26 protein-coding genes are annotated in these 22,121 nt (G+C 67.9%); 12 read left to right on the plus strand and 14 right to left on the minus strand.

Features of this window, described 5'->3' with window-relative positions; translation table 11 throughout:
• Positions 1-19 precede the first annotated feature (19 nt).
• Positions 20-796, minus strand: coding sequence for an alpha/beta hydrolase (locus tag NDI85_RS15470; RefSeq protein WP_310916288.1), 777 nt, complete (start codon positions 794-796; stop codon positions 20-22).
• An 83-nt stretch (positions 797-879) separates the two neighbouring features.
• Here NDI85_RS15470 and NDI85_RS15475 point away from each other — a divergent pair, with 83 nt between their 5' ends.
• Complete coding sequence (locus NDI85_RS15475) at positions 880-2,742, plus strand: cation:proton antiporter (RefSeq protein WP_189000065.1); 1,863 nt, start codon at positions 880-882, stop codon at positions 2,740-2,742.
• On the opposite strand, the gene NDI85_RS15480 is transcribed toward NDI85_RS15475, so the two are convergent.
• The 4 genes from NDI85_RS15480 to NDI85_RS15495 form a co-directional block, all read right to left on the minus strand.
• Positions 2,730-3,629, minus strand: coding sequence for a DUF4013 domain-containing protein (locus tag NDI85_RS15480; RefSeq protein ID WP_310916289.1), 900 nt, complete (start codon positions 3,627-3,629; stop codon positions 2,730-2,732). The two genes, NDI85_RS15475 and NDI85_RS15480, sit on opposite strands and share 13 nt — an antisense overlap.
• Before the next feature lie 88 nt (positions 3,630-3,717).
• Positions 3,718-6,501: an alanine--tRNA ligase gene (gene alaS, locus NDI85_RS15485; protein WP_310916290.1), complete on the minus strand. Its 2,784-nt coding sequence runs from the start codon at positions 6,499-6,501 to the stop codon at positions 3,718-3,720.
• 47 nt (positions 6,502-6,548) lie between these two features.
• Positions 6,549-7,172, minus strand: coding sequence for an archaellin/type IV pilin N-terminal domain-containing protein (locus NDI85_RS15490; RefSeq protein ID WP_189000041.1), 624 nt, complete (start codon positions 7,170-7,172; stop codon positions 6,549-6,551).
• An 89-nt stretch (positions 7,173-7,261) separates the two neighbouring features.
• Positions 7,262-8,239: a replication factor C small subunit gene (locus NDI85_RS15495; protein WP_310916291.1), complete on the minus strand. Its 978-nt coding sequence runs from the start codon at positions 8,237-8,239 to the stop codon at positions 7,262-7,264.
• A gap of 345 nt (positions 8,240-8,584) precedes the next feature.
• Between NDI85_RS15495 and NDI85_RS15500 the strand changes: the two genes are divergently transcribed.
• From NDI85_RS15500 to NDI85_RS15515, 4 genes are read left to right on the plus strand one after another with little or no spacing between them, the layout of a single operon-like run.
• Positions 8,585-8,785, plus strand: coding sequence for a ubiquitin-like small modifier protein SAMP2 (locus NDI85_RS15500; protein ID WP_310916292.1), 201 nt, complete (start codon positions 8,585-8,587; stop codon positions 8,783-8,785).
• A gap of 58 nt (positions 8,786-8,843) precedes the next feature.
• Complete coding sequence (locus tag NDI85_RS15505; protein ID WP_310916293.1) at positions 8,844-9,245, plus strand: peroxiredoxin; 402 nt, start codon at positions 8,844-8,846, stop codon at positions 9,243-9,245.
• Positions 9,246-9,248: 3 nt separating this feature from the next.
• A complete protein-coding gene (locus tag NDI85_RS15510; protein ID WP_310916294.1) occupies positions 9,249-9,680 on the plus strand; it encodes a GNAT family N-acetyltransferase in 432 nt (143 codons plus the stop codon).
• Positions 9,681-9,725: 45 nt separating this feature from the next.
• Complete coding sequence (locus NDI85_RS15515) at positions 9,726-10,289, plus strand: RDD family protein (protein WP_310916295.1); 564 nt, start codon at positions 9,726-9,728, stop codon at positions 10,287-10,289.
• A 22-nt stretch (positions 10,290-10,311) separates the two neighbouring features.
• Here NDI85_RS15515 and NDI85_RS15520 read toward each other — a convergent pair whose 3' ends face one another.
• From NDI85_RS15520 to larB, 5 genes are all read right to left on the minus strand, one after another.
• Positions 10,312-10,764, minus strand: coding sequence for a pyridoxamine 5'-phosphate oxidase family protein (locus NDI85_RS15520; protein WP_189000022.1), 453 nt, complete (start codon positions 10,762-10,764; stop codon positions 10,312-10,314).
• A 24-nt stretch (positions 10,765-10,788) separates the two neighbouring features.
• Positions 10,789-12,177, minus strand: a complete 1,389-nt coding sequence (locus NDI85_RS15525; RefSeq protein WP_310916296.1) for a phosphoglucomutase/phosphomannomutase family protein — start codon at positions 12,175-12,177, stop codon at positions 10,789-10,791.
• A 43-nt stretch (positions 12,178-12,220) separates the two neighbouring features.
• Entirely contained in the window at positions 12,221-12,508 is a 288-nt protein-coding gene (locus NDI85_RS15530) for a GIY-YIG nuclease family protein (protein ID WP_189000017.1), read from the minus strand.
• 27 nt (positions 12,509-12,535) lie between these two features.
• Positions 12,536-12,685 (minus strand): hypothetical protein, encoded by a 150-nt coding sequence (locus tag NDI85_RS15535; RefSeq protein ID WP_166967749.1) that lies wholly within the window; start codon positions 12,683-12,685, stop codon positions 12,536-12,538.
• 105 nt (positions 12,686-12,790) lie between these two features.
• Entirely contained in the window at positions 12,791-13,564 is a 774-nt protein-coding gene (gene larB, locus NDI85_RS15540) for a nickel pincer cofactor biosynthesis protein LarB (protein WP_310916297.1), read from the minus strand.
• Positions 13,565-13,818: 254 nt separating this feature from the next.
• Here larB and NDI85_RS15545 point away from each other — a divergent pair, with 254 nt between their 5' ends.
• Complete coding sequence (locus tag NDI85_RS15545; protein ID WP_166967753.1) at positions 13,819-13,986, plus strand: DUF1931 domain-containing protein; 168 nt, start codon at positions 13,819-13,821, stop codon at positions 13,984-13,986.
• Between the two features lie 42 nt (positions 13,987-14,028).
• Here the strand turns inward: NDI85_RS15545 and rpiA are convergent, their stop codons facing one another.
• Positions 14,029-14,709, minus strand: coding sequence for a ribose-5-phosphate isomerase RpiA (gene rpiA / locus NDI85_RS15550; RefSeq protein WP_310916298.1), 681 nt, complete (start codon positions 14,707-14,709; stop codon positions 14,029-14,031).
• Between the two features lie 59 nt (positions 14,710-14,768).
• On the opposite strand from rpiA, the gene NDI85_RS15555 reads away from it, so the two are divergent.
• Both NDI85_RS15555 and glmM read left to right on the plus strand, forming a co-directional pair.
• A complete protein-coding gene (locus tag NDI85_RS15555) occupies positions 14,769-14,939 on the plus strand; it encodes a hypothetical protein (protein WP_227015706.1) in 171 nt (56 codons plus the stop codon).
• A gap of 49 nt (positions 14,940-14,988) precedes the next feature.
• Positions 14,989-16,311 (plus strand): phosphoglucosamine mutase, encoded by a 1,323-nt coding sequence (gene glmM / locus NDI85_RS15560; RefSeq protein ID WP_310916299.1) that lies wholly within the window; start codon positions 14,989-14,991, stop codon positions 16,309-16,311.
• Between the two features lie 331 nt (positions 16,312-16,642).
• Here glmM and NDI85_RS15565 read toward each other — a convergent pair whose 3' ends face one another.
• Together NDI85_RS15565 and NDI85_RS15570 are read right to left on the minus strand one after the other, a co-directional pair.
• Complete coding sequence (locus NDI85_RS15565) at positions 16,643-17,221, minus strand: hypothetical protein (RefSeq protein ID WP_188999988.1); 579 nt, start codon at positions 17,219-17,221, stop codon at positions 16,643-16,645.
• Between the two features lie 45 nt (positions 17,222-17,266).
• A complete protein-coding gene (locus tag NDI85_RS15570; RefSeq protein ID WP_188999985.1) occupies positions 17,267-17,710 on the minus strand; it encodes a DUF2391 family protein in 444 nt (147 codons plus the stop codon).
• A 93-nt stretch (positions 17,711-17,803) separates the two neighbouring features.
• On the opposite strand from NDI85_RS15570, the gene NDI85_RS15575 reads away from it, so the two are divergent.
• Positions 17,804-18,484, plus strand: coding sequence for a class I SAM-dependent methyltransferase (locus tag NDI85_RS15575; RefSeq protein ID WP_310916300.1), 681 nt, complete (start codon positions 17,804-17,806; stop codon positions 18,482-18,484).
• A gap of 63 nt (positions 18,485-18,547) precedes the next feature.
• Positions 18,548-19,552: an AI-2E family transporter gene (locus tag NDI85_RS15580; RefSeq protein ID WP_188999980.1), complete on the plus strand. Its 1,005-nt coding sequence runs from the start codon at positions 18,548-18,550 to the stop codon at positions 19,550-19,552.
• Positions 19,553-19,581: 29 nt separating this feature from the next.
• Here NDI85_RS15580 and NDI85_RS15585 read toward each other — a convergent pair whose 3' ends face one another.
• Positions 19,582-20,367, minus strand: a complete 786-nt coding sequence (locus tag NDI85_RS15585; protein WP_310916301.1) for a sulfurtransferase — start codon at positions 20,365-20,367, stop codon at positions 19,582-19,584.
• Between the two features lie 267 nt (positions 20,368-20,634).
• Between NDI85_RS15585 and NDI85_RS15590 the strand changes: the two genes are divergently transcribed.
• On the plus strand, positions 20,635-21,489 hold the full coding sequence (locus NDI85_RS15590) for a sulfurtransferase (RefSeq protein WP_310916302.1): 855 nt from the start codon (positions 20,635-20,637) through the stop codon (positions 21,487-21,489).
• 146 nt (positions 21,490-21,635) lie between these two features.
• Positions 21,636-21,920, plus strand: a complete 285-nt coding sequence (locus tag NDI85_RS15595; RefSeq protein ID WP_188999970.1) for a hypothetical protein — start codon at positions 21,636-21,638, stop codon at positions 21,918-21,920.
• Positions 21,921-22,121 lie beyond the last annotated feature (201 nt).

Genomic DNA, 22,121 nt, shown 5'->3' on the forward strand with positions numbered 1-22,121 from the left:
GCAATCGGCGGCGCACGGGTTAAACCTCGTGGTCGGTGTGCTCGTCGAGGAACGCCGTCAGGCGGTCGGTCAGCACCGTCGCGTGTTCGACGTAACAGCAGTGCCGTCCCTCGACGGCCTCGCCGGTCCCACGGGGCAGGTCGTCCGCGAGTGACGCGGCCGCCTCGACGGGCACGACGGGGTCCTCGACGCCGTAGTACACCTCCGCCGGCTGGGTCACCTCGTACAGCGGCGGGGCCTCGAACCCGGTCGCCGCCGCGGCCTGTGCCGCGAACGCCTCGCCCGTCGCGTCGTCGGCCCGCCGCCACTCGGTGACGCGCTCGACGAGGGCCGGGTCGGCCTCGCGCAACGCCGGGGAGAACGCGCCGTCGAGGGACGCCGTGTCGCCGGCGTCCAGCGAGAGCGACCGGAGCGCGTCGGCGTCGACGGCGTCGCCCGACGCCGCCGTACAGTACAGCGTCAGCGTCCGCGCCCGGTTGTACTCGTGGGCATAGCGGAGCGCTATCATGCCGCCGAGGCCGGCGCCGACGAGGTGGGCACTGCCGACGCCGTGGTCGGCGAGGACGGCTTCGAGGTCGGCCGCCAGCGTCGGCACGTCGTATGGGCCGGCGGGGGCGTCGGAGTCGCCCGTGCCGCGCAGGTCCCAGACGACTGTCTCGTAGGGGCCGGCCAGTGCGTCGTAGTGCCACCCCCAGAGCCACGCGCCGTACCCCACGTCGCCGACGAAGACGACGGTCGGTCCGTCGCCGTCGGTCTCGTAGTGCAGCGACACGCCGCGGTTCGTTGCAGTCGGCATCACCCGGCGGTTCGTCCGGCCCGCCGGTGGCTCTTTCGATCGCTACCGCTTAACACGTATCACCACCAACCCCCTCCCGAGTCGTGTCCACTGCTACGTCACTCGTCGGTGCTGTCGTGCTCGTCGCCGGACTGGGGGTCACCGCACAACTCGTCGCCGACCGGCTACAGGTCCCCAGCGTCGGATTCCTGCTGGTCGCGGGGGTTCTCGTCGGCCCGCAAGGGTTCGGCGTGGTGCGCCCGGAACTGTTCGGCGAAGCCGGGCTACAGGCCATCGTGGGCCTCAGCGTCGGTATCATCGTCTTCGAGGGCGCGTTTCACCTCACCGTCGACCGGGTTCGCGAGGCATCCCGCGAGGCGCTTGGACTCGTCACCGTGGGGGCGCTGCTGTCGCTCGTCGGCACGACGACCGCCGTCCGAGTGGTGTTCGGCGTCGACTGGGCCGTCGCCGTCCTCGTCGGATCGTTACTCGTCGCGACTGGGCCGACCGTCATCACGCCCATCCTGCAGGTCGTCCCGGTCCGTGACCGGGTCGCCGCCGCACTGGAGACCGAGGGCATCATCAACGACGTGGTCGCGGCCATCCTCGCGGTGGCTACCTTCGAGTTCGTCGTCGCCGACAGCCCGACGCCGCTGGTCGTCGTCGAGGCGTTCCTCCTCCGACTGTTCGTCGGCGTGGCCGTCGGGGCCGCCGTCGGCTGGTGTGTCGCGACGTTGCTCGACCGCCTCCGACTTGCCGCCGACACCGCGACCCAGAGCGCTCGGCTGGTCGTCCTGACCGCGGCGCTCGCCGCGTTCGCCATCGCCGGGTCGCTGCTCTCGGAGGCCGGTATCGCCGCGGCGGCGACGGCCGGTCTCGTCCTCGGGAACAGCGACATCCCCCACCGGGAACTCATCGCGGAATTCAAAGGCGGGGTGACGCTGTTCGTCCTCTCGTTCGTCTTCATCGTCCTCGCGGCGCTCCTGTCACTCGACGACCTCCGTGCGCTCGGCGTCGCCGGACTGGGTGTCGTCGTGGTCGTCGTCGTCTTCGCCCGCCTGCTCGGCGCGCTCCTCGCGACGGTCGGCGGGTCGCTGGCCACCAACGAGCGCCTGTTCATCGGCCTACTCGGTCCTCGGGGGATCGTCCCCGCGAGCGTCGCGACGCTGTTCGCCATCGAGTTGCGGCCGACGAACCCGACGGCCGCGACGGTGCTCGTCGGGACCGTCTTCTCGGTCATCTTCGCCACCGTCATCTTTCAAGGTGGATTGGCCCGTCATCTCGCACAGGCGCTGGATATCGTGCCAACACACACGCTCATCGTCGGTGCCGGTCGTGTCGGAACAGAACTCGCAGACAGATTCGAAGCCCGCGGCGAGGAGGTCGTCATGGTCGACAGGGACGCCTCGGCCGTCGAGCGAGTGCGCGCCGCCGGCCACCGTGCGGTCCACGGCGACGCGACCGACGCGTCGACCCTCGACGCCGCCGACGCCAAGCGGGCCAGCGTAGTCGTCGCGGCCACCGCAGACGACGACGTGAACATGCTAGTCGCCCAACTCGCGGCGACCCGGTTCGACGTCGACACTGTGGTCGCGCGGGCGAACCAGCCGGACAACCTCGCGGCCTTCGAGGACCTCGACGTCGAACCCATCTCCGCCGGGTTCGCGGTGGCCGACGCCATCGACGACGCCATCGAACGGCCGGCCCTGAGCCACTGGCTGGCCGACGCCGGCCGGACCGGCGACGTCCTCGAAGTCGAACTCCGGAACGACGCCCTCGCCGGCCAGCCCGTCGAGGCGGTGACCGACGACCTGCCCTCGGGCTGTCTGGTGGCGATGGTGAGTCGAGACGGCGAGGACCGCGTCCCGGACGGCGCGTTCACGCTCTCGACCGGCGACCACCTCACGCTCATCTGTGAGACGAACGACGCGCTCCGAGAGGCCCGGGAGTACTGTCAGGGCGACTGATTCGTCGGGCCGATGGCCGCTTGCTCCCGTTCGTCGTCGGCCGCGAGTGGCGGGACGACGCCCGCGTTGGCTGCTTCCCGGTAGTGATAGCCCCAGAACGTCGCGAAGGCGTAGCTCGCGTACGTCGCGACGAACGCCGGCCCGACGAGCGTCAGTATCGACGCCAGCCACAGCACCGTCGCCATCACGAGGAGGAGGACCCACGCGGCGAACGCCTCCAGATACTCCTTCGAGGTGGCAAAGGCCCCGGTGTAGCGGCCGGAGAACGCGCGGGGGAACCGCCCGGTCGCCGCGTAGGCGGTCAGCACGGCCGGCGTCAGATAGAGGCCGGCGAACGCGACGAGCGCCACGGCGAGGTCACGGACGCCCCCGGCGAGGCCGACCTGTTCGGCCACCGCCGCGACGGCGGCTCCGACGATGGCGGTCCCACCCCAGAGGACGAGGAGGGCGACGGTGGCTCTGAGGCCGTCGACGAACAGGTCGACGAAGGCGTCGAACCCGGGCGGGTCGGGCCGTCCGCTCGCGGCCGCGCCCGCCAACTGGAAGGCGTAGCCGTTGGTGAACAGGCCCACGAACGGTATCATCGACCCGACGAGTGCGAAGATGCTCCCCAGGAGAAACGGTTCGTACCCGTCACTGACTGGATACGAGAGCCCGAACGAGAAGCTATCGCGCTCGAACGGACTCGCCTCCTCGGCCGGTTCGGCCGTCTCGCCGGGTCGCTCGTCGGCCGCCGAACCACCCGGCTCCGCGGCGCGCTGGTCCGCTCGCTCGTCGGTCGACGGCATCGACACCTCTCCGTCCGGCTCGTGGCGCTTCGTGCCACACTCCGGACAGAAGGCGTCGGTGGTCCTGACGGCGGCCCCGCAGGCCGTACAGTACGGCATATGGTGCTAGTATCTGGGGGCAGGCGTATCGTTCTTTCCCCGCGAGAGGTCGCGGTACGAACTCGAACGGCGGCGACTCGCGTCGCTTTCAGACGTTCGCGACGGACTGGAGAATCTCCGCGGCGTCGTCGAGTGCGTCGTCGAGTGCGTCGCCGTCGGGGCCGCCGCCCTGTGCGAAGTCCGCGGGGCCGCCGCCGCCGCCGCCGACGCGGCCGGCCAGTTCGCCGACGACTTCGCCGGCGTCCACGTCGACGCCGTCGGGAACGGCGACGACGAACTGCGCGCCGTCGCGGCCCGACCCGAGGACGGCTATCTTGCCCTGCTCGACGAGAGCGTTGGCCTGTGCGCGCAACTCGTCCATGTCGGCGTCGATGCGCTGGACGACGGCCGTCGTCCCGTCGACGTCCACCTCCTCGGTGTCGGCGCCGCCGGACGCTCGCGCCTCGGCGAGTTGCTCCTTGAGGTCCTCTATCTCCTTCCCGCGGGCCTTCCACTCGTCGAAGAACCGCGCGGCGGTGTCGGGTACTTCCTCGGGCGCGACGTCGAGGACGTCGGCGGCCGCATAGAGGGCGTCCTCGGTGCGCTGGGTCGCCTCGATGGCCGCGTCGCCGGCCGCGAAGGTAAGTCGGATGACGCCGTCCTGGATCCGCTCGGTGCCCAGCAGTTTGATGGCGCCGATGTCGCCGGTCCGGGCGACGTGGGTCCCCCCACACGCCTGGATGTCGTCTGCGACCTGAATGAGCCGAATCTGCTCGCCGGCCGGGATGCCACCCTGATACAGGTCGAAGCCGTGTTTCTCCTCGGCCTCGTTGCGGTCGGGCCACTGCTGGGTGACCGGGACGTTGTCCTGGACGAGGTCGTTGGCGTACCGCTCTATCTCCTTGACTTGCTCGCGGGTCACCGACTCGTAGTGGCGCACGTCGATGCGCGAGGAGTCGACGCCCTTCTGGGCGCCGGCCTGCCGGACGTGCTCGCCCAGCACCTGTCGGGCGCTGTGGACGACGATGTGGGTCGCCGTGTGGTGTTGCATCAGGCGTTTCCGGCGGGTGGCGTCGACCTGCCCGCGGACGAACTCGCCCTTACCGGGGTCCTCGTCGGCAGTGTGGAGGATGACGTCGTCGTAGCGCTGGACGTCCTCGACTTCGGCGGTCACGTCGTCGGTGGCCAGCGTCCCGTGGTCCGGCGGTTGTCCACCGCCCTCGGGGTAGAACATCGTCTGGTCCAGCACCACGTCGAATCGGCCGTCGTCGCGGTCGAACACTTCCAGTACGACGGCCTCGAACTCGGTACGCTGTTGGTCCTCGTAGTAGAGTCGGTCGGTGTTCGGAAGCTCTGCGAGGCGGTCGGCGTACGGGACGCCCTCGGCCGTTGCGGTGTCGTCCCCGCCGCCGTGGCGGGAGGCGACGACGGAGTAGAAGTCGTCGGGCACGTCCACGTCGACGCCGCGTTCGGCGGCTATCTCTTCGACCATGTCCGGTTGGATGCCGTGGGAGTCGTACAGTTCGACCAGTTCCTCGGTCGGAATCGGTTCGCCCGTCTCGGCGTACTCCTCGGCGAGTTGGCGCACGCGGCGGCCGCCCCTATCGAGCGTCTCGCGGTACTTCTCGACCTCCGTGCGGACGATGTCGCGGACGGTGTCGCGGTTCTCGTAGTTCAGGCGCTCGGCCTGCATGTCGACCAGCTCGTCAAGCGGGGCGTCGACGCCCACGCTGTCGACCAGTCGCTTCGTGCGGCGCAGCACCATCCGGGCGAGATAGCCCGTCCCGACGTTCGAGGGGACGATGCCGTCGCCGAGCATGTACGCCAGCGTCCGGCAGTGGTCGGCGATGGCGTAGATGTCCTCCAGTGGCCCCATCAGGTCGCGCAGTTCCTCGACGCTGACGCCGACGGCCTCGGCGATAGTGTCGCGTTCGGCCTCGATGTCCTCGGCCTCGTCGATGTCCATCCGTCCCGCGAGTTTCGCGGCGTTGTGGACGATGGCCTCCTCCTCGTCGGTGAGTTCGACCCCGGCGTTGTCCTTGAGGAACTGTATCATGTCGGGGTAGACGGCCTCGTAGACGGTGGGGGTGCCCTGCGAGACCCACGTCCACCGCTCTAGCCCGTAGCCGGTGTCGACGACGTAGGTGTCCATCTCCGAGTAGCGGTTGCCGTCTTTCATCTCGTACTCGCCGTCGGGGTCTTGCTCTAGGGACATGAAGACGAGCGTCGCCAGCTCCGCGCCCTCGTAGATGACTTCGAAGGCCGGCCCGGCGTTGCCGCCGCCGACCCACGGGTCCTCGATGAGGGTGAGTTCGTCGACGTCGGCGCCCAGTTCCTCGAACAGTTCGACGCAGTACGCGACCGTCTCCTCTTTCCAGTACACTTCGCCCTGATAGGCGTACTCCTCGGGGTCCTCGATGTCCTCCTTGGCGTTGAACGCGTGGTGGGCCATCATCTCGAAGGCCATCGTGTGCCGGCCCGTCTTGCCGACGTTGTCGATGTCTTGCATCCGGATACACGGTTGCGAGATACACAGCGGGTTCGCCGGCGGCGGCGTCGTCCCCGAGGTGACGAGTGGCTGGAAGTCGTAGATCGAGGCTTGGGTCAACAGGACGTCGTCGCGCCAGCGGTTGGCGGCGACCGGGTACGGGTCGATGCGGGTGTGATCACGCGCTTCGAAGAAAGAGAGGAACGCCTCGCGCATCTCCGAGAGGGAGAACTCCTCGTCGAACCCGGGGTTGTCGATGAAGCCGTACTCCGCACAGGGCGGTTCGCCGCAGGTGTCGCGGTCCGCGCGCGACCAGAACATGTCGCCACATTCCAGACACTCCTGTCGATGGAATCCGGCCTCGTCGAAGTAGTCGAGTTGGTAGGCCTCGTCGAGGTCACTCATTGGCGTAGTGTTGGCCCAGCAGCGGGTAAAACAGTTCCGAAGGGGGGCTACACCGCGACGGCCGACCCGCCGGAGAGCGTCTCCGGGACGACGATTCGCTTCACCGTCGTCGCGCCGGAGGTGGTCGTGATGCGGACTGTCGCCGTCTCACCTTCCGCTAAGTTCTTGCCGAACTCCGTCGCGCCGGGTAGGTCGGGGTTCCCGAGGTCCAGCGCGATGGTGAAACGGTCTTCTGTCGAGTCCAGCACCGGCGACGACGCGGGCGAGTCGTCGTCCTGCACGACGGCGACCCCGAACCGGCCGTCGGGGTTCCCCGAGGCGCCGTTCTCTGCGAGTTGGTAGTACGACCCGCTCGGCCCGACCCACTGCACCGTCGCCTGTCCGAGGTCGACGTTGCCCGCTCCGGGGGATTTCTTCACCGTGATGTTCACCACGCCGACCGCGTTGTTCTCGAAGTGACTCCCGGTGGCACTCACCACCTGTACCCGGTTCGTCGTCGAGTCGCTCGCACCCTGTCCCGTCGCTTCCGCCGAGTTCTGCAGATAGCCGGACGTGTTGATGAGGACGCCCGCAGCGATGGCCGCGACCAGCACCATCGCGATGAACACGACGAGGGTCCCGATACCCACCTGCCCGCGCTCGCCCCGGCGTCGATTGCTCGAACTGTGCATTTCAGTTGGTGATAGCTAACCGACTACTCTCGTATAAACTTGCGTGAGCAATTATCGCGGGTGAAAACGACGCTTTCGGGGTGAAGCCGCTACTGCCCTTTCGCGAGACTCGCCAGCATCGCCTCCAACTGCACCGTCTCGTTGGCGCCCTGCGTGATGCGGTAGTCCGTCTCGCCGACGCGTTCGAGGATGCGGACCGCCGCCTCGTCGTCGACGTCGAACTCCCAGACCGACCGGTGCAACTGGTCGATGATGTCGCCGCCAGCGATGCCCTCCTCGGTGAGCAGTCTGTCCAGCGTCGCGCGGGCGGCCGTGAAGTCGCCGTCGAGCGCGGACTGGACCATGTCGTGAATCTCCTCGGGGCGGGCCGTCGAGGTGATGGCGTACACCGCCGACTCGTCGACCACGTCGCCGCTGACCGAGGCGGCCTGCAGGCCGTTGATGGCCTTGCGCATGTCGCCGGCGGCGGCGTAGACCAGCGCGTCGACGCCGTCGTCGGTGAGTTCGATGTCCTCCTCGGCGGCGATGTGGCGGATCTCGGACTCGACGGCCTCGTCAGACAGCGGCGAGAACCGGAAGACGGCACACCGAGACTGGATGGGGTCGATGATCTGGCTGGAGTAGTTACACGAGAGGATGAAGCGGACGTTGTTCGAGAACTGCTCCATCGTCCGGCGGAGTGCGGACTGGGCGTCGCTCGTCAGCGCGTCGGCCTCGTCTAAGAAGATGATGCGGTACTCGACGCCGCCGAAACTCGTCCGCGCGAAGTTCTTGATGCGGTCCCGGACCACGTCGATACCCCGCTCGTCGGAGGCGTTCAGTTCGAGGAAGTGCTCGCGCCAGTCCTCGCCGTACAGTTCGCGGGCGATGGCCGTCGCGCAGGTGGTCTTGCCGGTGCCCGCCGGCCCCGAGAACAGCATGTGCGAGAGGTCGTTGCGCCGGACGTAGCTCTGCAGGCGGCCGACGATGTCCTCGTGGCCCATCACGTCGTCTAACGACTCCGGGCGGTACTTCTCTATCCACACCTCTTCGCGTCCCGCCCGCGACTCGGACTCGGCCTCACTCATGCTCGGTGGGAGGCGCGGGCTAGCCTTAAACGCCCCGCTAGCAGTGTTCGGATGCAGCGTTCGTGAGCACTCCGTGACCCGCCAGAAAGCCCCGGACGGCTACGCTCCCGCGGCTCGCTGCGCTCCTCGTCACTCACTGCGTTCGTTCCTGCGGTCCTTGCGTCGCCGGGGTTCGCGTAGCCGACCGCCCCTTTCAGTCCAACCCCATGGACCGTTCAATCGGGTTGGACTGAAAGCCTCCGGCCCCTCTCTGGCTGTTTACGACCTCGCTCCCTCTCGACACCGTTCACTCGTCGCCTACTGCTAGCCGACAGGCTCAAGCCGTCCATCCCGATACACACGGCCATGGACGTCACCGTGGAGGTGGCCGGCGAGGAGACCCACGACCTCACGGTCGACGACGACGCCACCTACGCCGACCTGCTCCGACCGCTCGACCTCTCGCCACACGCGGTGTCGGTGCTCGTCGACGACAAGACGGTTCCGACGAACCAGCCAGTCGAGGCCGACCACGTACGCGTGGTCAGACTCATCAAGGGTGGCTGAGCGGGCGGCGAGCCACTCACGACCCCCCGTTTTTGCCCGTCGAGCCCTACGCTACGCTATGTCCATCGAGGCGACCGACTTCTCCGTGCCCAACGTCGGCCCCGGACCGGACCCGCCGTCGGCGCTCGCCGCCGACAACGAGTTCGCCGACCGGGACACCGAAGCCGTCTCCATCGTGTCGGAACCCCACGACCGCGTTCGGGAGTGGCAGGACAGCTACGACCCGCCGTATCCCATCGTGGCCGATCCGGAGGCGACGGCCGGCAACGCGTACGACCAGCCGGTTCGCTTCGGCTTTCCGGGCGACTGGAGCGACTTCCTCGGCCGGGTGCCCGAGGCCGTCCTCGTCGACCTTCGGGACGGCCCCGCGGTAGCGTGGTCCTACCGGAGTAACTCGACGTTCGACCGGCCCGGCGTCGACGACCTGCTGGAGGCCATCGACGAGGCACGGACGTACTGACCCATGTTCGTTCGCGACGCCACAGTGGCCGACCTGCCGGACGTGATGAACGTCCTCGACGGCGCGGCGCTCTCTATCGACGTCGAGACGGTCCGGGCCAGTATCGCCGAGGACGGGGCGCTCGTCGCGTGCGAGGGCGGGGAGCGCACTCGGTCTGACGAGCGGGCCAGCGGCCCGCGGGCCCCGGCGGACGGCGAGCGAGTGCTGGGCGCACTCGTCCTCGACGGCGAACACGTCGCGGCCGTCGCAGTTCGCCGCCGTCGACGCGGGCAGGGAATCGGGACAGCGCTGGTCGAGGCCGCAGTCGAGCGCCGAGGACGGCTGACGGCGGCGTTCGACGCCGACGTGAAACCGTTCTACGAGGGCCTCGGGTTCACGGTCGAGGCAGTCGACGAGGCCGGTCGCTGGCGGGGGACGCGCTCGACCGACGGCTGATTGCGATAGTCTTTCCACACTCGGACGAGACGAAATTATCGAGCCATGTCCTCACAGAACCCCGACCCGGCGTCGGTGCGTGACGACCGGGTCCTCGGCTTCCTCCTCGATTTCACCCTCCTCACCGTCGCGACGGTCGTCGTCTGGGTGGTGTTCACCGGCGTCAGGATGCTCGTTACTACCGGCGAGGCGATGGGTGCGCCCACCGTCGACAGTCCCGGGACAATGCTGGGGATGGTCGCCCTCGGTTTCGCCCTCTCCTTACTTCAGTGGGCCGTCATCGGCCTCGTCGTCGGCGGGTACTTCGTCTACTTCCTCACCGACGGCGGCCAGACGTTGGGGATGCGCGTCGCCGGCGTCGTCCTCGTCGGCGAGGACGGTGGCCCGGTCACGCGAGACCAGACGATACAGCGGACCGCCGTGTTGCTCGCGCCCCTCCCGCTGATGGCGCTCGCCAGCGTCTTCATCCCCTTCGTTGGGTTCGTCCTCGCACTCTTGCTGATGGGTGGGTGGCTGACCGTCGAAGCGCTCTTGCTGTTCACCGACGACGACGCCCAGCGACTCGGTGACCGAATCGCCAACACGCTCGTGGTCGAATCGACGGCCTGACGGCGTCTCACCGGAAGAGCTGTCAGTTCGACCGACCGGCCAGTTCCTCGATGCGCAACTCGTAGAGCGTCAGTTCGACTTCGTCAAGCGCCTCGTCGAACACCCGAATGGGTGCGAATCGGTCGTTGATGGTGACGGCGTCGTAGGCGGGGTCGTCCGGCGGGACTGCCCGTATCGGCCCGCGGGCGACGACGCTCCAGCCGTGTTGTTCGGCGTCGTCGCTCGTCGTCTCGGCTTCGTAGACGACGTACGTCGCGGTGTCGGTCGTCTCGACGTAGGCGGCCTTCCGGCTGTCGGGCGTCTCGCCCAGTCGGACGTACAGCGACCCGTCCTCGTAGTGGTGAAACACTGGAATCGCGTAGGCGTCGCCGTCGTCGGCCAGCGCGAGGACGCCGTCCGTGGCGTCGCGCAGGCGCGTCTCCACCTCGGCCTCGGTCAGTCCCTCGGTGTATGCGAACTCGACGTCGGGGTCCATGCCCGACCAACGCGCGCTGTCGGGTTAAACCAGCGGGGCGACCAGTCCGCGGCCCGCCGACAGCAGTTCCGTGACCCGCGTATCGCTGCCCGCCTCGGCGTAGACGCGGAGTTTCGGCTCCGTCCCCGATGGCCGGACCAGCACCCACGTATCGTCCGCGAGCCGTATCTTGAACCCGTCGACGGTGTTGACATCGGCGACGCTCTCGCCGGCCACCGAGTCGGGCAGTTCGTCCTCCAGTGCGTCAAGCACCGGCTCTTTCCGGTCGTCCGGACAGTCGACGCTGACCCGTCCCTGATGAATCTCGCCGTGGTCGTCGAGCAAGCGGTCGACGCGGGCGTCAAGCGACTCCTCGGACTCGGCTGCCGCGGCCACCAGCGCCAGCAACACGCCGTCCTTGTTGCGGAGGTGGTCGGTGAGGCCGAACCCGCCCGACTCCTCGCCGCCCATGAGGGCATCGTGGTCGGCCATCGCCTCGGCGACCCACTTGAACCCGACCGCCACCTCGTGGGCAGACTGGCCGTGGGCCTCCGCGACCCGGTCGACGATGCTGGAGGTGGAGACGGTCCGGACCACGTCGCCGGACCGCGACTCCAGCAGGTAGTCGTACAGCGCCGCGAAGAAGAGGTTCGCGTCGAGATAGCCGCGCTCGGGTGTGACGACGCCGATGCGGTCGGCGTCGCCGTCGTTGACGACGCCGAGGGCGGCCTCGCCCTCGCGTACGCGGGCGATCAACTCCTCGACGTTCTCGGCCGCTGGCTCCGGGGACCCGCCGCCGAACTCGGGGTCTCGCTCGTCGCGCAGGGCGGTCACGTCCGCGCCGGCACGTTCGAGGAGGGCGTCGGTGACGCCCCGACCGCTCCCGTGCATGGCGTCGTAGGCCACCGAGAGGCCCGAGAGGTCGGCGTTCACGTAATCGATGGCGTGGTCGGCGTAGTCGCCGACGAGGTCCGTCTCGGTGACCGTGCCCCACTCGCTCTCGGGCAGCGGGTCGGGGTCGCCGAGGTTCGCCACGATGTCCTCGGTCATCGCTGGGAGTGCGGGAGCGCCGGACGCGGGGACGAACTTCACGCCGTTGTACGCCGGCGGGTTGTGACTGGCCGTTATCTGGAGCGCCCCGGCGAGGTCGCGCTCTGTGACCGTCCACGCGACGACGGGCGTCGGCGTGTCCCGGTCCGGGACGAGTACGTCGAATCCATTGGCACACAGCACGCGAGACAGTTCCTCGGCGAACCCGCGCGACGTCTCGCGGGCGTCGTAGCCGACGGCCACCGTCCCGCTCTGGCCGTGTTCCCGCAGCGCCGTCGCGACGCCCTGTCCGACCATCCGCACGCGCGGCGCGGTGAACTCGTCTAAGGTCGCTCGCCAGCCGTCGGTGCCGAACGTGATCGCCGCGGCGTCGTCGTCGTCCATACCCGATACCTCTCGGTGGGCGGTGAAAAAATCACCCGTCGGCTCACGTGTCGAAGTCCGCTTCGGCGTCCGAGGACTCGACCAGCCGTTCCTTCTGCGTGCGCGAGAGCTGTTTGATCTCGTACTCGCGGCGCATCGCCGCGGACTTCGACTGGAAGCGTTCGACGTGGACGAGTTCGACCGGCGTCCGGCCGCGGGTGTACTTCGCCCCGTCGCCGGCGTCGTGTTCACGCACTCGGCGCTCGACGTCCGTCGTGTAGCCGGCGTAAAAGCTTCCGTCACTACACCGCAGCACGTAGGCGTAGTGAACAGGGCTCCGCGTGGTGGTCATCGCACGATGCGGGCGGCCCAGTGGGCCTCACACTTGGTGGGCGCGCTCTCTCGATACCTCGGCGATGCCAGCGTTGGCCGAGCAGTTCGGGCAGGCCCGGATGTGTCCGCGCTCGTCAGCGAACACACGGGCGAACTGGTCTGAGACGTGCGCGCCGCAATGGTCACATTCAGGCATCGTGTTCGTCGGCGACACCACCGCCGACGTACGTGAGAAGGGTTGCCAGAGGGATATTCGTTTACCCAAATGTGTGGGTATTCTCTCCCAGAGACGGGTCTGCTCTTACACATCGTCACCCCGTGCATCGGCGACCCGTCGTGCGATGAGGCCCGCCTGTGCGCCCGCGGTGAAGCCCGCGTCGATGTTGACGACAGAGAGCGTCGTACAGGACTGGATCATCCCCGAGAACGCGGCCTCGCCCGCGCCGTCGTGCCCGTAGCCAGTCGAGACGGGCAGGCCGATGACGGGGGTGTCGACGAGGCCGGCGACGACGGTGGGAAGCGCCCCCTCGCGGCCCGCGGCGACGACGAGGACGTCCTGATCGCGAAGGCGGTCCACGGCGTCTATCGTCCGGGCGATGCTGGCGACGCCGACGTCCGAGATACGGGTGACCGCCGCGCCCATCTCGGCGGCCAGCATCGCCGCTTCGCCGGCCGGGACGGCGTCGGAGGTGCCGGCGGTGACGACGCCGACCGTCGCGTCCAGGTCCGGACGCTCGAACTCCGGGGCGGTCGCGACCAGCCAGTTCGACCGCTCGGACCAGCGGACCGTCGCCTCGGGTGCGTCGGTCGCCAGTTCGCGTCGGACGGCGGCGGCCGCTGGCGGGTCGATTCTCGTTACGATCGCTCTGCCGGTCGTTTCGACGGCCGTCGACGCGAGGTCGGCGATCTCCCCGGGCGTCTTGCCGTCGCCGAGCACCGCCTCGGGGACGCCTGAACGGGTCTCCCGGGCCGCGTCGAACCGGCCAGCACCGCTGGTGGCGTAACCGGCGAGTTCCGCTTCGGCCTCGGCGGGGGTGACCTCGCCCGCCGCGACTGCATCGAGTAGGTCGCGCATGTCCCCTCTTCGGGGGGCCGGCTACTCCTATCCGTCGGTCCGGGCCGGGCGCGCGCGAGCACTCCAGACGCCGATACTCGGCGTATCTCGTTTCGATTCCCGCCCGTGGAGGGCTATCGACCCTGATATATCCGACTCAGGGGCTATTTATATAGGGGTCGACGGCCAAAAACGTCTCAGACCCCCGTGAATACCGGCGAGAGCCATCGCATTGGGGAAAGTATATAAGTAACCCCTACGCTACACAGGGTTGTATGGCAGACCTAATCGTCAAAGCCGCCGTCAAGGAAGAGCTCGACAACATGAACGTGGCCTCGGACTTCTACGATGCTCTCGACGCTGAGGTCGAGGAGCTGCTCGCCGACGCCGCTCGACGAGCCGAGGAGAACGACCGCAAGACGGTCCAGCCGCGCGACCTGTAAGGTCGTCTCCGAGCAGTCTTTCTTTCGACGTCAGCCGGACAGCTACAGCTCTCTGACCGTCACGCCGTCTTCGCTGCCCACGTAGACGGCGTCGGCCACGTCGACGAACAGGCCGTGTTCGACGACGCCCGGCAGTGCCGCGAGGTCTGCCGCCAGCGCCGCTGGGTCGGCTATCTCGCCGAACGCACAGTCCAGCACGAGGTTGCCGTTGTCGGTGACGACGGGCCCGTCTTTCCGTTCGGCCCGTCGAAGGTCCGGGTCCCCGCCCAGTTCCCGGACCGACTCGGCGACGGTGGTCCGTGCCGCGGGGAGCACTTCCAGTGGAACCGGGTACGATAGCGTCTCGGCCATCTTCGTGGGATCTGCGACGACGAGGAAGCGGTCGGCGCTCGCGTCCACGATCTTCTCGCGGGCGTGGGCCGCGCCGCCGCCTTTCACGAGGTCGCCGCCGGCCACCTCGTCAGCGCCGTCGATGGCGAGGTCGACTGTCACCTCGTCTAGGTCAGCCAGCGGGATGCCCGCGGTACGGGCGAGTTCGCGGGACTGGAAGGAGGTCGGGACGCCGACCACGTCCAGTCCGGCGTCGACCTGCCGGCCGATGGCCCGAATCGCGTGGGCCGCGGTGCTACCGGTCCCCAACCCGATTACCATCCCGTCTTCGGCTGTCTCGGCCGCCGCCTCGCCGGCCGCGCGCTTCGCCGCGTCGGAGCCGCCCTGTTTCATGTGCGGAGATGCCGCGGACGCGGACAAAACGTTTGTTGCTCGGACCGCTCGGCTCAGATATGGAGTGTACGTACTGCGGGCGCCCGGTCGAGGACCACGATCCGCTGTATCTCTCGGCCGAGGCGGGTGGCACACCGACGGCGCAGTTCTGCAACTACGGCTGCCTGTCGGCCCACGTCGATGCCGAGGACCTGACGACCGGTGCGGCCTGCGAGTGGTCGCCGGAGTGATTCGTCCCGTCCCGGTATCCTTTTTCCGCCGCCACTCGGGGACCCGAGTATGACACTATTCGGGACGAGTGGCATTCGCGGACCGGTCGGCGAGACGGTGACTGCTGACCTCGCGCTCTCCGTCGGCCGCGCACTGGGTGTCGACAGCGACCGCGTGGTCGTCGGGCGGGACCCGCGCGAGAGCGGCGAGTTCCTCCAGTCGGCGCTCGTCGCGGGCCTGCGCGAGAGCGGGACAGACGTCGTAGACGTCGGCCTCGCCTCGACGCCGACGGTCGGTCGGGCGGTCGGGTGGCAAGCGGCCGACGCCGGCGTCTCCATCACGGCGAGTCACAACCCGGCCGAGGACAACGGCATCAAACTCTGGCAACCGTCCGGACAGGCGTTCGACGCCGAGCGACGCGAGACCATCGAGGAGCGTCTCGAAGACGGCGCGTTCGACCCAGCCGACTGGGACGAGTGCGGGACCCTCGAATCTTGGGCGACGGGCGCTCGCACCCGCCACGCCGAGACGATTCGCTCGGAACTGGACCGCGACTCGCTTTCCAGCCACGTCCTCGTCGACGTGGGTAACGGCGCTGGCGGCGTCACCGCCGACGTCTTGCAGGCGATGGGCTGTCACGTCGAGACGCTGAACGGCCAACCCGACGGCGCGTTCCCCGGCCGACCGAGCGAACCGACCCCGGAGAACTGCCAGTCGCTCGCGACGCTGGTCGCCGAGTCCGACGCCGACGTGGGTATCGCCCACGACGGCGACGCCGACCGGATGCGTGCGGTGGCCGGCGACGGCACCTACCTCTCCGGTGACGTCCTGCTGGCGCTCTTTGCACGGGCCGCCGCCAGCCCCGGTGACCGGGTCGCCGTCCCGGTGGACACGAGTCTCGCCGTCGGCGACCACCTCGCCGAAATCGACGTCGACGTGGAGTACACGCCCGTCGGCGACGTCTACGTCGCGGAGGCCGCAAGCGCCGAGGGCGTCGCCTTCGGCGGCGAACCAAGCGGCGCGTGGATATGGCCCGACCACACCCTCTGTCCCGATGGGCCGCTTGCGGCCTGTACTGCGGTGACGCTGGACGCCGACCGACCGCTCGCAGACCGGGCCGCGGAGGTCCCGAGTTACCCCATCCGCCGGGACAACGTCGGCGTCGACGCGAAGGGTGCGGTGATGGACCGGGTTCGAGAGCGGGTCCTCGACGAGTTCGACGACGTGACCACGCTTGACGGCGTGCGCGTCGACCTCGGGGACGCGTGGTTCCTCCTCCGGGCCAGCGGGACCCAACCGCTCATTCGGGTCACTGCAGAGGCCCGCGACGCCGACCGCGCCGACGACGCGTTGGCGACGGCGCGGGACCTGCTGTCCGACGCGCGGACCTGACGCTGTCGGCATTCACCGCCAGTGAGTACACCCGAAAAGAGACAGTCCGGGCGAGAGAACCGACCGTTTGGCCCCAGTTCGATTACCCGCGTCGCGTGGACCTGGCCTCGCGGACGTCGGCCCCGTCGCGAATCTTGTCTTCACACTGCGGGCAGACCCGCGGTTTCTCGACCCCATTCGGCGTGAAGACACGCGCGTAGTCGGCCGTTACAAAATTGCCGCAGTTCTGGCATTCCGGCATACAGGTACGAACGACGGTCTATAGCGCCTTAATTGTTGGCACTTTGGTAATTGATGACACACCCGACGATTGGGGGTCGGCGCCGTGGCCTCAGAACTCGCTGGTGACGGTGCCGTCCTCGACGAGTTCGACGACGCCGTCGAACAGGGCCCGGAACTCGTCGACGGTCGCTTCGTCGTGGACGCCCTCCGCGAGGTGGAACATCCCGACGGCGTCGTACTCCTCCAGCAGTTCGAGGATGTCCTCGACGGCCTCCATGGCCTGGTCCTCGTCGGCGTAGTAGATGAGTTCGGTCAGCGAGTCGAAACTCACGCGCAGTTTGCCGTCGTGGTCCTGTAAGAACGTCTCCGTCTCGGCGACGATTCCCTCCAGGTCGTCCGGAGCAGAGGCATAACGGACGCTCTCGGACTGGCGGCGGGTGTACCCGCGCTCGACGGAGAGGGTATCGAGGATGGTGGCCGTGTCCTCGTCGACTTCGTAGTACTCCAGTTTCTGCTTGACTTCGCGAGCAGTGGTCCGCGTCGAGATGACCAGCATCGCGTCGGTGTCCGTCGACAGGAAGTCAGTGTCGAGTCGGTCCGTCTCGCCGGTGCTGGGGTGCAGGAGAAGGATACCGGTCCCGCCCTCGACGGTGTCCGGCGTGTTGTCGATGGCCAGCGTATACTCCATGTACCCGAAACGCGGGGCGACAGTCATTAAGTCTGCGGGTATCGCTCAGAACACGCTGTCGGCGGTGGCTGCGCCGACGACGCTGAAGATAGCGCCGACGGAGATGGCTTTCAGCGTCGTCACCGTGACGGCCATCGGCGTCGGGTCCGGGAGAATCCCGCCGTCGACGAGAAACGTATCGGGGGCGGTAAACACCATCGCGAGGACGGCGACGGACCCGAAGGCGACGACCATCAGCGAGACGAACCGTATCGGGACGCCGGCGACTTCGGCCTCGCGGTCGAGGTCGCGGTCCGCGTCGGCCTTGTAGAGTGCGCCGTAGCCGATGGCGAAGACGATGCCGGCGACCAGTCCGGCGTGGAGCGTCGTCATGTTCGCAGCCAGCACCCACACCTCCTCGGTGACGACGAACGGACCGGCCAGCAGGAACCCGCCCACGACCTGCTGTGCGGTGTCGGCGATACGGTACCGGGGGCGACGGCGGCGCATACCCGTTCGTGGACGGCCCGGTGTGATAACGTTCCCGGAGCGGTCGCCGGACGGAGTCGAAGGGCGTTTTGCCCGGCCACACACAGTACGCGTATGAGCGTCAGCGACGAGTTCGACGACTGGGCGGCCCGTGGAAAAGACCGCGGGATGGAGGACCGCCACTGGCACACCGCCAAGCACGTACTGGCCCGGATGCCCGTCGAAGCGGGCGACACTGTCCTCGATTTGGGCTGTGGGAGCGGCTACGCCGGCCGCGCCCTCAAAGAGACGAAGGACGCGGGCCGGGCCTACGGCATCGACGCCTCGCCGGCGATGGCCGAGAACGCACGATCGTACACCGACGACCCGGACGTGGGCTACCTCGTCGGGGACTTCGAGCACCTGCCGTTCGAGACTGACAGCGTCGACCACTGCGTCTCGATGGAGGCGTTCTACTACGCGAGCGACCCCGACGCCGTCCTCGAGGAGGTGGCCCGCGTCCTCGGTCCCGACGGCACGTTCCACTGTGCCGTGAACTACTACGAAGAGAACGTCCACTCTCACGCGTGGGACGAACTGGTCGACGTCCCGATGACTCGCTGGAGCGCCGCCGAGTACCGTAACGCGTTCCGTGCGGCGGGACTCGCCGTCGCCGTACAGGACAACGTTCCGGACCGCGACATCGAGATTCCGCCCGAAAGCGAGTTCCCGACCGAGGAGTGGGACACGCGCGAGGCGATGGTCGAGCGCTACCGAGAGTTCGGGACGCTCGTGACCGTCGGCGTCGCCCCCTGAGTCTCGTTTCGCTTGGCTGTCAACTGCGGGAACGTTTTTGACGGGCGATACGAAAGATAGGTCGTGGTTACTCGCCAGCGGACGTACGTACTCGCGGGCTTGCTCGTTGCGCTGTCGCTCCTGACGACTGTGTTGCTGTCGAGCGTGCTGGCGACCGTCTTCTTCGCGATCACCGTCGCTTACGTCCTCTTTCCGCTCTCGGAGTGGTTCGTACGCCACGGCCTCTCGAAGCGACTCGCCGCCGCAGTCACGACGGTCATCGCCTTCGTCGGGGGGTCGCTCGTCCTCGTCCCGCCGGCCGCCGTACTGTACCGTCGCCGCCGCGACCTGTTCGCGTTCTTCCAACAACTCCCGGACAGTGTCACGATCGTCGTCGGCGGATTCCGGTACCCGATAAACATCGAGAGGACGCTGGCCGGCCTCAGCGAAAGTCTGCGGGCCGTCGCTGTTGCACTCGCCAGCGAGACGCCGATCATCGCGCTGAAGATCGTCCTCTTTACGATACTCGTCTACGCGATGCTCTGGCGACCCAGCGCGCCCGGCGAGGTGCTGTATCGGACGATTCCACGACCGTATCACGACCTCGTCACGCGCTTTCACGAGCGCCTGCGCGGGACGCTGTACGCCATCTACGTCTTGCAGGCCGCGACGGCCTTCGGAACCTTCCTGATGGCGTGGGCGGTGTTCGGGATGCTGGGGTACAACAGCGCGTTCTCGCTCGCCGTCGTCGCTGGCATCCTTCAGTTCGTCCCCGTCGTCGGGCCGAGTGTGGTGGTCGTCGCCATCGCCGCCGCGGACGTCGTGACCGGCGACGTCGTCGGCGCACTGCTGGTGACGGTGCTGGGACTGGCCCTCGTCGGTTTCCTGCCGGACGCGGTCATCCGTCCCCGCCTCGCCCGCTACACGACGGGGATGCCCGCCAGCCTCTACTTCGTCGGGTTCACCGGTGGGGTGCTGTCGCTGGGGCTGGTGGGGTTCATCGCGGGTCCAGTGGTCGTCGCGCTACTGGCCGAGACGGCGAATCTGCTCGCGGCGGAGCGGGGACCAGAACAGCAGGCGCTGGGATAAGCGAGGACGCTTCGATGCGAGGACGCGTCTTACTCGGCCGTGCCCGTCTCTAACGGTCGGTCCTCGGCTTCCCACTCGGTCAGACTCCCCTCGTAGAAGTCGACGTCCTCGAAGCCGAGGTGCCGGAGCACGACGTAGGTGTGACTGATGCGACGGGCGGTATTACAGTAGAGGACGACGCGTTTCTCCGGGACGATGCCCACCGATTCGAGGACGGCCAGTGCGTCCTCGCGGGCGAGGAGGCCGCGCGTCTCGTCGTCGACGAGTTCGCGCCAGTCGAGTAGGACGGCCCCGGGGATGTGGCCCTCGGCGTACTCCTCGTCCTCGCGGGTGTCGACGAGGACTGCCTCGGGGTCGTCGGCCGCGGCGGCCACCTCGTCGGGGCCGACCAGCGGCGACGATTCGGGCGGGGAGACGACGTATTCCGTGGCCGCTACCTCGGGGGCGTCGCTCGTCGTCTCGCGTTCGAGTTGCCAACTCGAAAAGTCCCCGTCGAGGAGGTGTAGCTTCTCTGGGTCGTGGCCGAGCAGTTCCGCCGTGACGAGAAAGCGCGCGGCGAAGACGCCGTGGTGGTCGTCGTAGGCGACGACGTCGCCGTCGCCGGTGACTCCGATCTCCGAAAGCAGCGACGCCCAGTCGTCCTCGCTCGGGAGCATCCCCGCCTCGCCCTCGCCGGTGCGGAACCGGTCGAACGGGACGTTCACGGCGCCCGGCAGGTGGCCGAGGGCGTCGTACTCCCACGCGTCGCGCACGTCGACGATGCGACAGTCCTCGCGGTGGTCGGCGACCCAGTCCGCGGAGACGATGTCTGTCATTGGCCGTCCGTACCCACTCGGGCCGCTTGAAGACTCTCATCGGGGCTGGTCGAAGGTGGTGGCAACTGTTGCCGGATGTATGCCGCGCTGGCTCTGTGGACTGGACAGGTCGGGGCCGCATCTTCCGGTCCGCTCTCTACGGATGCGTGCCGTTCACAATATGCGTTCGCGTGATAGGGGCAACATATGCCGTCACGGGGGAGGAGTGGCCGTACATGCCGCCACTCGTGGTAATATATGTGTGGTAGTCGAATGGTTGATCGCACAATGACTGATTACGCCAACGACGTGCTCGTCTCGGCCGACTGGGTCAGCGAGCACCTGGACGAGTTCCAGAGCGACGACCCCGCCCACCGCCTCGTAGAGGTGGACGTGGACACAGAACTGTACGACGAGAGCCACATTCCCGGCGCCATCGGGTTCAACTGGGAGACGGACCTGCAGGACCAGACCACCCGCGACATCCTCTCGAAGGAGGACTTCGAGGACCTGCTGGGTTCCCACGGCATCAGCGAGGACTCCACCGTCGTCCTGTACGGTGACAACTCCAACTGGTTCGCCGCCTACACCTACTGGCAGTTCAAATACTACGGCCACGACGACGTCAAACTGCTGGACGGCGGCCGCGAGTACTGGGTCGAGAACGACTACGAACTCACCGACGAAGTGCCCGAGTTCTCCGCCGTCGACTACGAGGCCTCCGGCCCGCGCGAGTCCATCCGCGCCTACCGAGAAGACGTCGACAACGCCATCGAGCGCAACGTTCCGCTCGTCGACGTTCGCTCGCCCGAGGAGTACTCCGGCGAGATCCTCGCACCCCCTGGACTGCAGGAGACGGCCCAGCGCGGCGGCCACATCCCCGGTGCGGAGAACATCTCGTGGGCGGCCGTGACCAACGACGACGGCACGTTCAAGAGCTACGACGAACTCGAAGACCTCTACGGCGAGTACGGCATCGACGGCGACTCGACGACCGTCGCTTACTGCCGTATCGGCGAGCGCTCCTCCGTCGCCTGGTTCGCGCTCCACGAACTGCTGGGCTACGAGGACACCATCAACTACGACGGCTCCTGGACGGAGTGGGGCAACCTCGTCGGCGCCCCCATCGAGAAGGGCAGCTAAGGGTTCTAACGTCACTGCTTTCTTTGCGCGCAGGTCGGTGAGTTTCGACTAACAGCAGTCACGACACCGACACGCTCGTTCCGTTCAGCACACACGCTGACGTATCCTAGCCGTGGATTGAAGAGCACGGCCGCCAAGCACACCGTGTGGACCGACAGGAACTCGAAGCGGTGCTGTGCGAGACGTTCGACGCGGACGACGAACCGGTCGCCGTCGTCGCGCGACAGGCCCGCGACTTGGCCGAGGCCGGGCAGTTCGACGCCGACTTCGACGGCGAACTGACCGTCGACACCGTCGTCCGGAACTTACAGGACGCCCCCGGCGACTACACGCTCGTCGAGCGGTGGAACTGGTGGCTGGGGGCGCTCGACCTCTCTCACGGCGGCTACGCCCGGTTCAGCGTCAGACCGGACGTCGATACGCGGTCGTAGCCGTCGCTCCGAGGTGTAAAAAAAACGGGGACCGCGACGCCAGTCAGAATACGCTCAGTCCGTGCGCCTCTCGTGCGTGTTCGAGGAGGTCCTCGGTCGTGTCGAAGTCCTCACCGCAGCTGCACGTGTGGTACGTCGTCGGTGTCTGCTGGCGTGTCGCCATGACAGGTTCACCTTATCGCCCAATCATAATAATTGTTT

Source organism: Haloarcula sp. S1AR25-4 (genome assembly GCF_031624555.1).
GTDB lineage: Archaea > Halobacteriota > Halobacteria > Halobacteriales > Haloarculaceae > Haloarcula > Haloarcula pellucida.

What these genes read in the sequence shown, in the direction of transcription:
- NDI85_RS15535 (WP_166967749.1), bottom strand. Translation starts at nt 12,685, where the DNA reads ATGCCTGAATGTGACCATTGCGGCGCGCACGTCTCAGACCAGTTCGCC.
- NDI85_RS15565 (WP_188999988.1), bottom strand. Translation starts at nt 17,221, where the DNA reads ATGGAGTATACGCTGGCCATCGACAACACGCCGGACACCGTCGAGGGC.
- NDI85_RS15510 (WP_310916294.1), top strand. Translation starts at nt 9,249, where the DNA reads ATGTTCGTTCGCGACGCCACAGTGGCCGACCTGCCGGACGTGATGAAC.
- NDI85_RS15515 (WP_310916295.1), top strand. Translation starts at nt 9,726, where the DNA reads ATGTCCTCACAGAACCCCGACCCGGCGTCGGTGCGTGACGACCGGGTC.
- NDI85_RS15490 (WP_189000041.1), bottom strand. Translation starts at nt 7,172, where the DNA reads ATGCACAGTTCGAGCAATCGACGCCGGGGCGAGCGCGGGCAGGTGGGT.
- NDI85_RS15470 (WP_310916288.1), bottom strand. Translation starts at nt 796, where the DNA reads ATGCCGACTGCAACGAACCGCGGCGTGTCGCTGCACTACGAGACCGAC.
- NDI85_RS15575 (WP_310916300.1), top strand. Translation starts at nt 17,804, where the DNA reads ATGAGCGTCAGCGACGAGTTCGACGACTGGGCGGCCCGTGGAAAAGAC.
- rpiA (WP_310916298.1), bottom strand. Translation starts at nt 14,709, where the DNA reads ATGAAACAGGGCGGCTCCGACGCGGCGAAGCGCGCGGCCGGCGAGGCG.
- NDI85_RS15480 (WP_310916289.1), bottom strand. Translation starts at nt 3,629, where the DNA reads ATGCCGTACTGTACGGCCTGCGGGGCCGCCGTCAGGACCACCGACGCC.
- NDI85_RS15570 (WP_188999985.1), bottom strand. Translation starts at nt 17,710, where the DNA reads ATGCGCCGCCGTCGCCCCCGGTACCGTATCGCCGACACCGCACAGCAG.
- NDI85_RS15500 (WP_310916292.1), top strand. Translation starts at nt 8,585, where the DNA reads ATGGACGTCACCGTGGAGGTGGCCGGCGAGGAGACCCACGACCTCACG.
- NDI85_RS15585 (WP_310916301.1), bottom strand. Translation starts at nt 20,367, where the DNA reads ATGACAGACATCGTCTCCGCGGACTGGGTCGCCGACCACCGCGAGGAC.
- NDI85_RS15520 (WP_189000022.1), bottom strand. Translation starts at nt 10,764, where the DNA reads ATGGACCCCGACGTCGAGTTCGCATACACCGAGGGACTGACCGAGGCC.
- NDI85_RS15525 (WP_310916296.1), bottom strand. Translation starts at nt 12,177, where the DNA reads ATGGACGACGACGACGCCGCGGCGATCACGTTCGGCACCGACGGCTGG.
- NDI85_RS15495 (WP_310916291.1), bottom strand. Translation starts at nt 8,239, where the DNA reads ATGAGTGAGGCCGAGTCCGAGTCGCGGGCGGGACGCGAAGAGGTGTGG.
- NDI85_RS15505 (WP_310916293.1), top strand. Translation starts at nt 8,844, where the DNA reads ATGTCCATCGAGGCGACCGACTTCTCCGTGCCCAACGTCGGCCCCGGA.
- larB (WP_310916297.1), bottom strand. Translation starts at nt 13,564, where the DNA reads ATGCGCGACCTACTCGATGCAGTCGCGGCGGGCGAGGTCACCCCCGCC.
- glmM (WP_310916299.1), top strand. Translation starts at nt 14,989, where the DNA reads ATGACACTATTCGGGACGAGTGGCATTCGCGGACCGGTCGGCGAGACG.
- alaS (WP_310916290.1), bottom strand. Translation starts at nt 6,501, where the DNA reads ATGAGTGACCTCGACGAGGCCTACCAACTCGACTACTTCGACGAGGCC.
- NDI85_RS15545 (WP_166967753.1), top strand. Translation starts at nt 13,819, where the DNA reads ATGGCAGACCTAATCGTCAAAGCCGCCGTCAAGGAAGAGCTCGACAAC.
- NDI85_RS15530 (WP_189000017.1), bottom strand. Translation starts at nt 12,508, where the DNA reads ATGACCACCACGCGGAGCCCTGTTCACTACGCCTACGTGCTGCGGTGT.
- NDI85_RS15590 (WP_310916302.1), top strand. Translation starts at nt 20,635, where the DNA reads ATGACTGATTACGCCAACGACGTGCTCGTCTCGGCCGACTGGGTCAGC.
- NDI85_RS15555 (WP_227015706.1), top strand. Translation starts at nt 14,769, where the DNA reads ATGGAGTGTACGTACTGCGGGCGCCCGGTCGAGGACCACGATCCGCTG.